The following is a 13309-nucleotide window of genomic DNA, read 5'->3' as shown; positions in this document are numbered from 1 at the left end:
CGCATGAGCGACTCACTGGAACTCAGCCTGGACGGCGTCGAACGCCGCTCGCTGGCTGACTTCACCGAACAGGCCTACCTCAACTACTCCATGTACGTGATCATGGACCGTGCCCTGCCGCACATCGGCGACGGCCTGAAGCCGGTGCAGCGACGCATCGTCTACGCCATGAGCGAGTTGGGGCTCGATGCCGATGCCAAGCACAAGAAGTCGGCACGTACCGTCGGTGACGTGCTCGGCAAGTTCCATCCCCATGGCGATTCGGCCTGCTACGAGGCCATGGTGCTGATGGCGCAGCCGTTCAGCTACCGCTATACCCTGGTCGATGGCCAGGGCAACTGGGGTGCGCCGGATGATCCGAAGTCGTTCGCCGCCATGCGCTACACCGAGGCGCGGCTGTCGCGTTACGCTGAAGTGCTGCTCAGCGAAGTCGGCCAGGGCACTGTGGACTGGGTGCCGAACTTCGATGGCACGTTGCAGGAACCGGCCGTGCTGCCCGCGCGCCTGCCCAACATCCTGCTCAACGGTACCACCGGTATCGCCGTGGGCATGGCCACCGACGTACCGCCGCACAACCTGCGAGAGGTGGCCAGTGCCTGTGTGCGACTGCTCGATGAGCCCAAGGCAACCATTGAGCAGTTGTGCGAGCACATCCAGGGGCCGGATTACCCTACCGAGGCAGAGATCGTCACGCCGCGGGCTGAAATTCTCAAGATGTACGAAAGCGGCCGCGGCTCGATCCGCATGCGCGCCGTGTACCGCGTCGAGGATGGCGACATCGTCGTCACTGCGCTGCCGCACCAGGTCTCCGGGGCCAAAGTGCTGGAGCAGATTGCCGCGCAGATGCAGGCCAAGAAGCTGCCGATGGTCGCCGACCTGCGCGACGAGTCGGACCACGAGAACCCGTGCCGTATCGTCATCATCCCGCGATCCAACCGCGTCGATGTCGACGAGCTGATGCAGCACCTGTTCGCTACCACCGACCTGGAAAGCACCTACCGGGTCAACGTGAATATCATCGGCCTGGACGGCCGGCCGCAGTTGAAAAACCTGCGAACCCTATTGGTGGAGTGGCTGGAGTTCCGCACCAATACCGTTCGTCGCCGCCTGCAGCACCGTCTGGATAAGGTCGAGAGGCGTCTGCACCTGTTGGACGGTTTGCTCACCGCATTCCTCAACCTGGATGAAGTGATCCACATCATCCGTACTGAGGAATACCCCAAGCAGGCCCTGATCGAACGTTTCGAGCTGACCGAGATCCAGGCCGACTACATCCTCGAGACCCGCCTGCGGCAGTTGGCGCGCCTGGAAGAGATGAAGATCCGCGGTGAGCAGGATGAGTTGCTGAAGGAGCAAGCCAAGCTGCAGGCCTTGCTGGGGAGCGAGGCCAAACTGCGCAAGCTGGTGCGCAGCGAGCTGATCAAGGATGCCGAAACCTATGGCGATGATCGTCGCTCGCCGATCGTAGCGCGTGCCGAAGCCAAGGCCCTGTCGGAAAACGAGCTGATGCCGACCGAGCCCGTCACCGTGGTGCTGTCGGAGAAGGGCTGGGTGCGCTGCGCCAAGGGCCACGATATTGACGCCACTGGCCTTTCCTACAAGGCCGGCGACGGCTTCAAGGCTGCTGCGGCCGGGCGTTCAAACCAGTTTGCCGTGCTTATCGATTCCACCGGTCGCAGCTACTCGCTGGCCGCCCACAGCCTGCCATCGGCGCGTGGCCAGGGCGAGCCGCTGACTGGCCGTCTGACGCCGCCACCGGGGGCGACTTTCGAATGTGTGTTGTTGCCTGACGACGATGCGCTGTACGTGGTGGCTTCGGATGCCGGTTACGGCTTCGTGGTCAAGGGTGAAGACCTGCAGGCCAAGAACAAGGCCGGCAAAGGCCTGCTCAGCTTGCCCAACGGGGCCAAGGTCATGACCCCGCGTCCAGTGGCCGATCGCGAGCAGGACTGGTTGGCGGCAGTGACCACCGAAGGCCGCCTGCTGGTGTTCAAGGTCAGCGACTTGCCACAACTGGGTAAAGGCAAGGGCAACAAGATCATTGGCGTGCCGGGTGACCGGGTGGCCAGCCGTGAAGAATTTGTTACCGATCTGGCCGTGATTCCCGAAGGCGCGACCCTTGTATTGCAGGCCGGCAAGCGTACCCTGTCTTTGAAGGCGGACGACCTGGAGCACTACAAGGGCGAGCGCGGTCGGCGTGGCAGCAAGCTGCCACGCGGGTTCCAGCGTGTCGATGGGTTGCAGGTGGAAGTGCCGACATAACCGGTTGTAATGTCTGGAACGGCAATTTCAACGCCGTTTCGGGCAGAAATGCTGGAGTCGGACGGTTATTTCGCGGATGATATGCCCCTTGCGGTGCCGGCGTGGCCGTGTGCCCGTTTGAATATACATGTATCACTGCGGTGTGCCTTGTGGCAGCCGCCTGGATGGGATGATGAAATTTCTGCGCCTTCCATTTGCGCTGTTGATGACTGGCCTGCTGGGCCTTGGCGGGTGCACCATGCATCAGCCGGTTGCCCTGTATCAGCTCGACAGTGGTGATCCTGGCCAGCCGTCGCAGAGTGCGGGCATGGCCGTGGTACTCGGCCCGGTCTCGGTGGCCGATTACCTTCAGCGTGAGACATTCCTGCAGCGTCAACCTGATGGCAGCCTGAGCGCGGCGACCGACGGTCGTTGGGCTGGCAGCCTTTCATCGGATATTGACCAACTGCTGGTGCGTCAACTGGCCTGGCGTCTGGACAGCCAACGCGTAGTACTGGCCCCGGCGACCGCAGGCTTCAGCCCGGACGTGCAAGTGCTGCTGTCGATTACACGCCTGGACTCGGGCAAGAACCAGCCGGCTATCCTGGATGCCCAGTGGCGTCTGCTTGACCGCCGTGGCCGTGTGCGTGACAACCGTATCATTCACCTCGAGCAGCAGCACGAGGGCAGTGAGTCGTCGCAGGTGCAGGCTCAGGGCCAACTGCTGCAGAAGCTGGCTGAACAGCTGAGCACAGCGGTGAAGCCGCTGGCCAACCAGCCGGCGATTGCCGAAGAGGCACCGAAAAAGCCCGCTGCACCGACGCAGGTGAAGAAGGGGCCGGAGAAACCCAAAATCCCGATGGCCTCGCCGATTCGCACCGATATGGAAGTTTATCGGTTCTGATCAAACGGCCAGATACGACAAAGCCCGCATTCGCTGCGGGCTTTTTTGTATCTGCCGGTCTTCGTAGGAGCGGGTCTACCCGCGAAGAGGCGGGCCCTGCTGGCCAATTTTCACCCGCCGTTCGCCGTTGCCGCCGCTACCGTATTCGCGGGTAAACCCGCTCCTACACCTGATCGGGGGTGGACACACATCGCAGGTTGGACACAGGCCGTCGTGTAGGAGCGGGTTTACCCGCGAAGAGGCCGGGCCTGCTGGCCAATTTCTACCCGCCGTTCACCGTTGCCGCCGCTACCGTATTCGCGGGTAAACCCGCTCCTACACCGGATCGGGGGTGGACACACAACGCAGGTTGGACACAGGCCGTCGTGTAGGAGCGGGTTTACCCGCGAAGAGGCCGGCCCTGCTGGCCAATTTCCACCCGCCGTTCACCGTTGCCGCCGCCACCGTATTCGCGGGTAAACCCGCTCCTACCGGGGGTTTGCGCTATTGGCTGGATCTTGATGTCGCGTCTACCTGTCAGGCGCGGTGCTCATGCATGCGCGCCAGTTGCCGTTCCAGCATTGACGGGTAGGGCTCCATCAGTCGCTCCACACAGCAGGCGCCTTCGGGGCTGGCGATCGGGCGAATACGTGCACGCTGGCGGATCAGGGCGTCATCGTTGATCTGCCGCTCCACCAGCAACAGGTTGCGGCTGTGCTGCGACAACGCCAGGGCATCCTGGACCTTCTCGGCCATCAGCAGGTCAACCAGTTCCAGCCCATGCAGGTCGTTGCCCAAGACCAGGCCTAGCTGCAGTTGCAGGGTAATGCCGCTGTCAGCTACCTCGATCTGCAGGGCGTGGCCCAGGGCGCGCAACAGTTCGCCACAGCAAATGGCGTTGGTCAGGTAGTCCTCGCCACACTCGCGGCTGTGGAACAGCACCAGGGTGCTGCCGTCGTTCAGCGTGTGCGTTTCGCCGTCGTAGAGCGAGGCCGCGTGCTCCAGGCAATCACGGTAGCGCTCGGTCAGCTCGGCCAGGCGTGTGCGTGGCAGGCGACGCAGTTGCTCCTGCGAGCCCAGCTGCACGGCAAGCACGGCGCTGTACTGCGGCTCGTCGGACTCGACCTCTGTGGCGGCTTTGGGGGCAGTGTCGTCGTCCAGCAGGCCGGCGAAGGCTTCGTCGTCATCCTCGTCTTCCAGGGCAACCTTGGCGCGCGGTGCGGCCTTGGGCGCCGGGGCAGCTGCGTGCAGGTCGTCGAACTGCTCGTCGTCGTCTTCCTCGGGCTCCGGCTCCGGGGGCGGAGGTGGGGCCAGGCGTGCATGCAACTGGCGGGCGATGTCGCCAATCTCGTCCTGGCGGTCGGTGGCCGGGGTATAGGGCTGCGGGTCGCGCAGCCATACCCGCAGTTGCAGCAGTGGCAGGGTGATGAAGCGACCCTGACGCAAGCTGAGGGCCAAGGCCAGGGTAAGCAGGATGGTGGCCAGAATGCCCATGCTCTGCAGGCTGATCAGCATCGGCTGCTGGAACTGGCTCATGTCCAGGCTTATGCGCAGCTGCCCGGCCGTCACGTCCTGGAACGTGATTTTGGTCTGGTACAGGCCTTCGGCCTCGCCCAGCAGGCTGTTGCGCGGGCGCTGGCCTGCTTCGGCGAGGATGCGGTTATCCACGCTGTAGATTGCCGCATGGGCCACCAGCGGGTTTTTAACCAGGTTGCCCAGTAGCACGTTGAGGCTGAGGATGTCATTGGACACCAGCAGCTCGGTTGCCGATGTGGCCGTCTGGGTGGTCAGGCTCTGGCCCAAGGCATCGGCCTGCTCATGCATGGCCTGCTTGAACTGCAGGCCCATCACGCAGGCGTAGATCACCAGCGCCAGCGCCACCAGGAAAATGTTGGTGCAGGCGATGCGCAGTGCCAGCGGCACGCGACGTTGACTCAGGGCGCGATAGATCATCAGGAAGAAATTGTCTGGTTTGACTGGCGTGGGCCGGTTCACAGAGCTCGGCTCTTAATGGCATGAAAGTGGGGGGAGTATAGCGAGCCGGGTTTTGTCGGCAAAGTATCGTTGGCGCCCGATGGTCATGGAAAATCGGTAGAATGCGCATTTTTCATCGAAGTCGGAGCCAGGTTGTGCGCGAAATCGTCCTGATCAACATCACCGGTGAGGACCGTCCCGGTCTCACTGCGGCTATCACCGGCGTCCTGCTGCAGGGCGGTGTGAGTATCCTCGACATCGGCCTGGCGGTCATGCACGGCACCTTGTCGTTTGGCATCCTGGTCGACATCCCGGACAACGAAGTGGCTACCGCGCTGTTGCAAAGCGTGCAGGCCAAAGCCCACGAACTGAACCTGCAGGCCCGTTACACGCCGATTTCCGAGGCGGACTACCAGCATTGGGCCGATGGGCATGGCGAAGCGCGCCACATCGTTACCCTGCTCAGCCGCAAGATCACACCCGAGCAGCTGCAGCGTGTGAGTGCGGTGATCAGCCAGTACGGCCTGACCATCGAGCGTATCGAGCGCCTGTCGGCCCGGGTGGCACTGGATGCCGAAATCGACAAGGGCAAGGCAGCCGTCGAAATCTCCGTGCGCGGCGTGCCGAGCGATGCCCAGGCCCTGCGTGCCGACTTCTTTGCCCTGGCTGAAGAGCTGAGCGTCGACATCGCCTTCCAGAAGGACGATCTGTTCCGCCGCAACCGCCGCCTGGCGGTGTTCGACATGGACTCCACGCTGATCGAGGCCGAAGTCATCGACGAACTGGCCAAGGCGGCGGGTGTGGGGGAGCAGGTGGCGGCGATCACCGAGCGCGCCATGCGCGGTGAACTGGACTTCCGCGCCAGCTTCAAAGAGCGCATGGCACTGCTCAAGGGCCTGGATGTGGGGGTGCTGGACGAGATCGGGGCATCGCTGCGCCTGACCGAGGGTGCCGAGAACCTGTTTGCCGAGCTCAAGCGCCTGGGATACAAGACCGCGATTCTGTCCGGTGGCTTTACCTACTTCGCCCGTCAGGTGCAGGCGCGCCTGGGTATCGACTATGTGTTCGCCAACGAACTTGAAGTGGTCGATGGCAAGGTGACCGGCGTGGCTGTTGAGCCGATTGTCGATGCCCAGCGCAAGGCCGATTTGTTGAAGAAGCTGGCCAGTGACGAAGGCTTGCAACTGGAGCAGACCATCGCCGTGGGCGATGGCGCCAATGACCTGCCGATGCTGTCGCTGGCCGGGTTGGGCGTGGCGTTTCGTGCCAAGCCGCTGGTGCGCCAGTCGGCCAAGCAGGCGATTTCCACCTTGGGGCTGGACGGGGTGCTGTACCTGCTGGGCCTGCGTGATCGCGACGCCCGCGGCTGATCCGTGAATCCGGGGCCGCAAGGTGGCCCAACGAAAAAGGCCCTGCATATGCAGGGCCTTTTCATATGGCTCGAATCAAGCCTGCGCAGGCGCCGCCAGCTGCTGCCCCATGCGCACTGCAGAACCCGCACCCAGGCTCTCAGCCCACTTCACCTGCTCCGGCCCGAACAGCACGATGGCGGTGGAACCCAGCTTGAAACGGCCTAGTTCGGCACCTTTCTCCAGGTGGATCGGCGTGCGGCTGGCTTCGTCGTAACGGAAAGTCTTCAGCTCACGTTTGGGCGGTGTGATCAGCCCGGCCCATACCGTTTCGATCGAGGCGACGATCATCGCGCCGACCAGTACCACAGCCATTGGCCCACGCTCTGTATCGAACAGGCAGACCACGCGCTCGTTGCGAGCGAACAGCTCAGGAACATTCTCTGCGGTGGTCTGGTTGACCGAGAACAGGCGGCCCGGCACATAGACCATTTCGCGCAGGGTGCCGGCCAGCGGCATGTGCACGCGGTGGTAGTCCTTGGGCGACAGGTAGATGGTGGCAAACTCGCCGCCCATGAACGGCGCGGCCATGGCCGGATCACCGCCCAGCAGCTCTTGCGCGCTGAAACCGTGGCCTTTGGCCTGGAAGATACGGCCGTGCTCGATCGGACCGAGCTGGCTGACCGCACCGTCGGCCGGGCACAGGATGGCGCCCGGGGTTTCGTCCAGCGGACGGGCGCCAGGTTTCAGGGCGCGGGTGAAGAACGCATTGAAGTGCTCGTAAGCACTCAGGTCTTCGACCAGAGCCTCGCTCATGTTCACCTGGTAGCGCTTGGCGAACCATGCGGTGAAGGCGTTCTTGAACCAGCGCACGCGGCACTCGGCGATGCAGCCGGCCAGCCGCGACAGCAGGTGGTGCGGCAGCAGGTACTGGCTGATGATGAACAGACGGGATTTCATGCAGGTTCCTTAGACTTCTACAGGCGTGTCCGGGTGGTTGCCCCATTCGCTCCACGAGCCGGCGTAGGCCTTGACGCGTGGGTAGCCGAGGGCCTTGGCCACCAGGTAAGTGAAACCGGAGCGGCGGTGGGTCTGGCAGTGGGTGATCACCTCCTTGTCAGGGGTGATGCCCAGTTGCTCGAGGACTTGTTTGATGTCCTGGCGAATGCGCAGGTGGTCGTTGAGGTCCATGCCGGCGGTCCACTCGAAGTTGATCGCGCCGGGGATGTGGCCGCCTTTGGCTGCCAGCACTTTTTCGCCGCTGAATTCCTGCGGGCCGCGTGCGTCCCAGATGACCAGGTCATCGGCGCCCAGGCGGCTTTGCAGGTACTCGCGGGTGGCAGTGGGTGCGCTGTCTATGTGCAGGTGCACCGGGGCGTTGCCAATGGCAGGCACTTCGGTGGACAGTTTGTCTGCCGGCCAGGCCTGGATTCCGCCATTGAGGTAGTGGTAGCGCTTGTGGCCGATGACATCGAGCAGCCAGATGAAGCGCCCGGCCCAGCCGCCGCCTTCATCGTCGTACACCACATACACGGCATCGGCGCGGTGGCCGAGTTCGCTGAACAGTTTTTCGAGCTCGCCCAGGGCTGGCAGCAGGCCGGGCGCCGGGGGCTGGCCGAGCTGGGTGCGCTTGCCTTCGACAAAGCGCGCGCCGGGGATATGCCCGCTGACATAGCGGTTGGCGCTGCTCAGGTCGACCAGGATCAGTTGCGGCGAATCCAGGCGTGGCAACAGGTCTGCAGCTTCGATCACCAGGGGCAGGCCGGAAAAGTCGGTCATCCACGGTCTCCAGTGTGGAAAGAGGGGCGATTGTAGCGCAAGGCTCAACCCTTGCGGTTGGTAAACACCGACAAGGCCCGCTCGATGCATTGCGCGGTCTTGCCGAAGGCTTGCACGCTGATATCGGCCAAAGGCCGGCAGCCCTGGTCGGCCACCAGCAGCATCAGCACCTGGTCGTTGGCTGCCAGCGAGCGAAGCAGTACATGTTCGCTGCGGAACAAGGTGCGCAGCGGGGCGGGCAACAGCGCCGAGAACTGGCTGTGGTTTTCCGGTGTGATGCGCAGCTGCCCGGCCTGACTCAGCAGCTTTTGCAGCAGCTTGTTCTGCGATACCTGCAGGGCCAGGGCACCGGCCTCCTTGGGCAGGCCGGCAATTTGCTGCACGCGCAGGTAGTCGCTGGCCTTGTCCAGGCTAAGCAGCATGATGCGTTGCATGCCGCAGGCCAGCAGGGCTTCTTGGGCCTGCGTGGCCAGGTGCACGGCGTTGGTGAACGGGCTGGGTTGGGCCAGCAGGTGCTGGCACAATGTGCGCCAGCGTGCCAGGTCGTCGCTGCTGGGCGGTGGCGGGGCCAGCATGTCCGGGTGAGGGCGGCGTTGGTGCCACGGCCAGATCAAGGCCTCGGCCGGGTGGAACAGGGCGTGCCGGGCGTGGCGGCGGGCGCTGGCGGCCGCCTGCTGGTGCACCTGCTGCTGCACGTCTTCCAGCGAGGTTTGCAGGTACAGCGCGGTCAGCAGTTGCCAGCGCAGCAGGTGCGGGTTGTCCCAACCGACCTGTGCCGCCAGGGCCAGGTTGTTGGCCAGCAGTACGGTATTGGCCGGCTGGTTGAACCAGCGCCGCAGGCCGGGCTCGGCGTCCATGCGGTGTTGCTGGCTGAGCAGGTCTTCGTCGCGGGCGATATTCAGCACCTGGGCCAGTTGCTCGCGCTCTTCCAGCAGCAGGCGATAACCCTGAGTGACCCACTGGGGCAAGCGCCAATACTCGGCCATGGTCTGGCACAGCGCCATGATGCGCACGCCAAACAGTTCTTCCTCGACGTGGGCGGCGTCTTCACCTTTGTGGATAACCCGCAGCTCCCAGGTGTCGAGCAGCTTGGGGTAGGCCAGTGCCAGTGGCCAGAGTGGCGACAGGAACAGCAGGCTGCCCCAGTGAATCTCTTGCCACAGCCGTGCCAGGCGGCTGGCGAACAGGCCGCTGGCCTGCTGTGCCGCATGCTGGCTGATCATCTGGAACTGGCACAATACCGGCGGAATTTCCTCCACGGGCAGTGCCGGCAGGCGTTTGAGAAGCTGCTCGCTGCGCTCCAGGCCCAGGCGGTTGAGGGCGACTTCCAGGCTTTCGGCGGGTTCGGCGAGGCTGGCATTGGTGGGGTGATTGGCTTCGCGCATCACAGACAGCACCAGTGCCGGGCTATCTTGCATCAGTTCGGCGATGTCGCGCAGCGAGCGGCGGCTATCGTGGATGGCAGCCATGACCCGGTCGTAGCTGTGCTTCGGCACGGGGATGCGAACACTCTCGAGCAGCTTTACCCAGGCCTCTAGCGTACGCGGGGCCTGAGTGGGCACCTTGGTTTCAATTGGCATTTTGACATCAGTCCGAACTGGCTTTTCGCATTGAGTGGCTATAGTCTGGCGCAGTTCTGCCGATAAGTAGAAGAAGAGTTTTAAAGCTCCCGTCTCTTACCCTGACCACGACAGCAAGTGCTTTGAACCTATGGCTAAAATTATCGGCATCATCGTCGTATTCGCGAGCGTGCTCGGCGGCTACGTGCTCTCCCACGGCAAGATCGCAGCGCTTATCCAGCCGTTCGAAGTACTGATCATCGGCGGTGCGGCCTTTGGTGCATTCCTGCAGGCCAACCCTGGCCACATGACCATGCACGTCATCAAGAAGTCGATGAAGATGTTCGGCTCGCGCTTCAGCCATGCCTTCTACCTGGAGGTGCTGGGCCTCGTTTACGAAATCCTCAACAAGAGCCGTCGCGAAGGCATGATGGCCATCGAGGGCGACATCGAGGACGCCGCTGCCAGCCCGATCTTCGCCAAGTACCCGACGGTACTGGCCGATGAGCGCATGACCGCGTTCGTCTGCGACTACCTGCGCATCATGTCCACCGGCAACATGGCCCCGCACGAGCTCGAGGGCCTGTTCGACATGGAACTGCTGAGCATGAAGGAAGAGCTGGAGCACCCGTCCCACGCGGTGACCGGCATCGCCGACGGTATGCCCGGCTTCGGTATCGTTGCGGCGGTACTGGGTATCGTGGTGACCATGGCCTCTCTGGGCGATGGCGACCAGGCGGCCATCGGCATGCACGTAGGTGCGGCGCTGGTGGGTACCTTCTTCGGTATTCTGGCGGCTTACGGTTTCTTCGGCCCTTTGGCCAAGTGCCTGGAGCACGATGCCAAGGAAGAACTGAATCTCTACGAATCGATCAAGGCTTCGCTGGTGGCCTCGGCGTCGGGCATGCCACCTTCGCTGGCGGTCGAGTTCGGGCGCAAGGTGCTGTACCCCAAGCACCGCCCAAGCTTCGCCGAACTGGAACAAGCGGTTCGCGGTCGCTGAGTCATGGAGAACAATCAGCCCATCATCGTCAAGCGCGTAAAGCGCTTTGGCGGCGGCCACCATGGTGGCGCCTGGAAAATCGCCTTTGCTGACTTCGCCACGGCGATGATGGCGTTCTTCCTGGTGCTGTGGCTGTTGTCCACGGCCACGCCTGAGCAGAAGATCGCCATTGCCGGCTACTTCCAGGACCCTATCGGTTTCTCCGAGAGTGGCACGCCTTATGTCATCGACCTGGGTGGTTCACCGGAGATGGCGCCGGACAAAACCATCAATCCGGAAGTGAAGACCGAGCCGACCCAGCAGTCCCCCACTCAGCTGAGCAAGGACCAGGTCGAGACCATGGCCGAGCAGGTCGAGCGCGAGCGTCTGGAGCTGCTGCTGCAGGAACTGCAGAACAAGGTGGAAGAGAACCCGCAGCTGCAGAAGTTCAAGGACCAGATCCTGTTCGAGATCACTCAGGACGGCCTGCGTATCCAGATCATGGATGCCGAGAACCGACCGATGTTCGACATCGGTAGCGCGCGCCTGCAGCCCTACTTCGAAGATATCCTGCTGGCCATGGCCGACACCATCAAGGCGGTGCCGAACAAGATCAGCATCAGCGGCCATACCGATGCCAAGCCGTATGCCGGCACTGGCGAGTACGGTAACTGGGAGCTGTCGGCCAACCGCGCCAACGCCGCGCGGCGCGCCCTGGTGGCGGGTGGTTACCCGGACGGCCAGGTGGCACGGGTGGTGGGGTACGCCTCGTCGTCACTGTTCGACCGCAAAGACCCGTTCAACCCGGTCAACCGCCGTATCGACATCATCGTGCTGACCAAGAAAGCCCAGCGCAATATCGAAGGTGAGCAGGGTGCGCCGGAAACACCGCCAGCTGCGCCAACTGCTCCTGCAGCGCCAGCCAGTGGTGCAGCGCCAGGGGCTTCGGCACCGGCTGCCCCAGTGGCAACTGAACAGCCACCGATGCAACCGCGTGAGCTGCGCCAGAAGCTGAACATCTTTGAAGATGGCACGCTGAAGATGGATGAAGCCAAGGAGCAGTAAGCGGCTTTTTGGGGTGGGCAACTGGCTACCCAACACCTGAACGCTGGCGCGATCACTGTAGGCGCGGGTTTACCCGCGAAGCCTCCAGCGCGGTGAATGGCACCGGCGTTGCCGGTGTTCGCGGCTAAAGCCGCTCCTACATACGCATCGGTGATTGGGCGCAGGCCGTCGTAGGAGCGGGTTCACCCGCGAAAGGGCCGGACCTGCTGGCCAATTTCCACCCGCCGTTCACCGTTGCAGTCGCCACCGTATTCGCGGGTAAACCCGCTCCTACAAGGGATCGCGGCAACTTTCAATTCGAGCGTTTCAGTAGCTGTCTTCTGCCAGGCTGGCGATGATCGAGCGGTAGCTGTTCATGCGCTGTGGCTTGATGCGCCCCTCTTCCAGTGCCTTGAGCAGCGCGCAGCCCGGTTCGCGGTCATGCTTGCAGTCGCGGAAGCGGCAGGTGCCGAACAGGTCGCGGAACTCGATGAAGCCATCCTCCACGTCGTCGCGGCTGACATGGCCAAGGCCGAACTCGCGGATACCCGGCGAGTCGATCAGGTCGCCGCCGTTGGGGAAGTGGTACAGCCGCGCCGTGGTGGTGGTGTGGGTACCCTGGCCTGACCATTCCGACAAGTCGCCGACGCGGGTGCCGGCGTCTGGCAGCAGGCTGTTGACCAGCGACGACTTGCCCACCCCCGACTGGCCGACGAACACGCTGATATGGCCGTCGAGTTGCTGCTGCAGGCGCTGCATGCCGTCGCCCTGGTGAGCCGATACTTCCAGCAGCGGGTAGCCCAGTTCGCGGTAGACCTCCAGCAGCGCATGCAGGCCGGGGCCGTTCTCTTCGTTGATCAGGTCGGCCTTGTTCAACAGCAGCAGCGGGCGCAGGCCGGCGTGCTCGGCTGCTACCAGATAGCGGTCGATCAGGTTCGGGTGCGGCTCCGGCGCCGGGGCGAACACGATCACGATCAGGTCGACGTTGGCTGCCACCGGCTTGAGTTGACCATGGTTGTTCGGCCGGCACAGCTCGGTGCTGCGCGGCATCTGCGCCACGATCACGCCGATGCCCTGGTTACCCGCACGCCACACGACACGGTCGCCGGTGACCAGTGCTGGCAGGTTGGCGCGCAAATGGCAGCGGAACACCTGGCCTGCGGTTTCGCCATCCTGAGCTTCAACTTCTACCTGCACGCCGAAGTGCGCGATCACCAGGCCCAGTTGCTCCGGCCCCAGGTCGCCACCTTCCAGTTCCTGCAGTGCATGCTGCTCGCGTTTGGCCGCGCGAGCGGCGCGCTCGCCCTGGATTTTTTCGATCCGCCAGTTTTGGCGGCGATTGAGCTGGCGTTTGGCCATGAAGGTACCGTAAGAGAGGCCCGGCGTGGGGCATTGAAAACGGCAGGCAGTTTAGCACGCCCGCCGCTGGACTATTCTGCTCAGCTTTATGCCGTGAATGGGCGTGCCTTGGCCACTAGGCTAATATGACCGCCTATAT

10 protein-coding genes are annotated in these 13309 nt (G+C 63.3%); 5 read left to right on the top strand and 5 right to left on the bottom strand.

Annotation, left to right across the window (positions count from 1 at the left end; translation table 11 throughout):
* The first annotated feature begins 3 nt into the window (after positions 1 to 3).
* Both parC and ACI7M0_RS24160 read left to right on the top strand, forming a co-directional pair.
* Entirely contained in the window at positions 4 to 2262 is a 2259-nt protein-coding gene (gene parC / locus ACI7M0_RS24165) for a DNA topoisomerase IV subunit A (RefSeq protein WP_104962652.1), read from the top strand.
* A gap of 172 nt (positions 2263 to 2434) precedes the next feature.
* A complete protein-coding gene (locus ACI7M0_RS24160) occupies positions 2435 to 3145 on the top strand; it encodes a membrane integrity-associated transporter subunit PqiC (RefSeq protein ID WP_003249494.1) in 711 nt (236 codons plus the stop codon).
* Between the two features lie 516 nt (positions 3146 to 3661).
* Here ACI7M0_RS24160 and ACI7M0_RS24155 read toward each other — a convergent pair.
* Positions 3662 to 5119, bottom strand: coding sequence for an AhpA/YtjB family protein (locus ACI7M0_RS24155; protein ID WP_129932015.1), 1458 nt, complete (start codon positions 5117 to 5119; stop codon positions 3662 to 3664).
* 134 nt (positions 5120 to 5253) lie between these two features.
* Between ACI7M0_RS24155 and serB the strand changes: the two genes are divergently transcribed.
* Positions 5254 to 6468: a phosphoserine phosphatase SerB gene (gene serB / locus ACI7M0_RS24150; RefSeq protein ID WP_019437570.1), complete on the top strand. Its 1215-nt coding sequence runs from the start codon at positions 5254 to 5256 to the stop codon at positions 6466 to 6468.
* Between the two features lie 75 nt (positions 6469 to 6543).
* Here the strand turns inward: serB and asd are convergent, their stop codons facing one another.
* The 3 genes from asd to ACI7M0_RS24135 are packed head-to-tail and all read right to left on the bottom strand — an operon-like array spanning position 6544 to position 9806.
* A complete protein-coding gene (gene asd / locus ACI7M0_RS24145) occupies positions 6544 to 7407 on the bottom strand; it encodes an archaetidylserine decarboxylase (RefSeq protein ID WP_129932014.1) in 864 nt (287 codons plus the stop codon).
* Between the two features lie 9 nt (positions 7408 to 7416).
* Positions 7417 to 8226 carry a rhodanese-like domain-containing protein gene (locus ACI7M0_RS24140; protein ID WP_064491490.1) on the bottom strand — a complete coding sequence of 270 codons (810 nt, stop codon included), beginning with the start codon at positions 8224 to 8226 and terminating at the stop codon, positions 7417 to 7419.
* Between the two features lie 44 nt (positions 8227 to 8270).
* Entirely contained in the window at positions 8271 to 9806 is a 1536-nt protein-coding gene (locus ACI7M0_RS24135) for an HDOD domain-containing protein (RefSeq protein ID WP_010955488.1), read from the bottom strand.
* Positions 9807 to 9936: 130 nt separating this feature from the next.
* On the opposite strand from ACI7M0_RS24135, the gene motA reads away from it, so the two are divergent.
* Together motA and motB are read left to right on the top strand one after the other, a co-directional pair.
* Positions 9937 to 10788, top strand: coding sequence for a flagellar motor stator protein MotA (motA, locus tag ACI7M0_RS24130; protein ID WP_129932013.1), 852 nt, complete (start codon positions 9937 to 9939; stop codon positions 10786 to 10788).
* Positions 10789 to 10791: 3 nt separating this feature from the next.
* Positions 10792 to 11832, top strand: a complete 1041-nt coding sequence (gene motB / locus ACI7M0_RS24125; protein WP_129932012.1) for a flagellar motor protein MotB — start codon at positions 10792 to 10794, stop codon at positions 11830 to 11832.
* 306 nt (positions 11833 to 12138) lie between these two features.
* Here motB and rsgA read toward each other — a convergent pair whose 3' ends face one another.
* Positions 12139 to 13170: a small ribosomal subunit biogenesis GTPase RsgA gene (gene rsgA / locus ACI7M0_RS24120; protein ID WP_129932011.1), complete on the bottom strand. Its 1032-nt coding sequence runs from the start codon at positions 13168 to 13170 to the stop codon at positions 12139 to 12141.
* Between the last annotated feature and the right edge of the window lie 139 nt (positions 13171 to 13309).

Source organism: Pseudomonas sp. 10(2024) (assembly GCF_045164175.1).
Classification (GTDB): domain Bacteria; phylum Pseudomonadota; class Gammaproteobacteria; order Pseudomonadales; family Pseudomonadaceae; genus Aquipseudomonas; species Aquipseudomonas alloputida.
The sequence above is the reverse complement of the archived record's forward strand: the minus strand, read 5'-3'. Positions and strand labels throughout refer to the sequence as shown.

Bases quoted from the DNA above. Each gene is read 5' to 3' on its own strand.
- parC (WP_104962652.1), top strand. From the start codon at position 4: ATGAGCGACTCACTGGAACTCAGCCTGGACGGCGTCGAACGCCGCTCG.
- ACI7M0_RS24160 (WP_003249494.1), top strand. From the start codon at position 2,435: ATGAAATTTCTGCGCCTTCCATTTGCGCTGTTGATGACTGGCCTGCTG.
- asd (WP_129932014.1), bottom strand. From the start codon at position 7,407: ATGAAATCCCGTCTGTTCATCATCAGCCAGTACCTGCTGCCGCACCAC.
- ACI7M0_RS24140 (WP_064491490.1), bottom strand. From the start codon at position 8,226: ATGACCGACTTTTCCGGCCTGCCCCTGGTGATCGAAGCTGCAGACCTG.
- ACI7M0_RS24135 (WP_010955488.1), bottom strand. From the start codon at position 9,806: ATGCCAATTGAAACCAAGGTGCCCACTCAGGCCCCGCGTACGCTAGAG.
- motA (WP_129932013.1), top strand. From the start codon at position 9,937: ATGGCTAAAATTATCGGCATCATCGTCGTATTCGCGAGCGTGCTCGGC.
- motB (WP_129932012.1), top strand. From the start codon at position 10,792: ATGGAGAACAATCAGCCCATCATCGTCAAGCGCGTAAAGCGCTTTGGC.
- rsgA (WP_129932011.1), bottom strand. From the start codon at position 13,170: ATGGCCAAACGCCAGCTCAATCGCCGCCAAAACTGGCGGATCGAAAAA.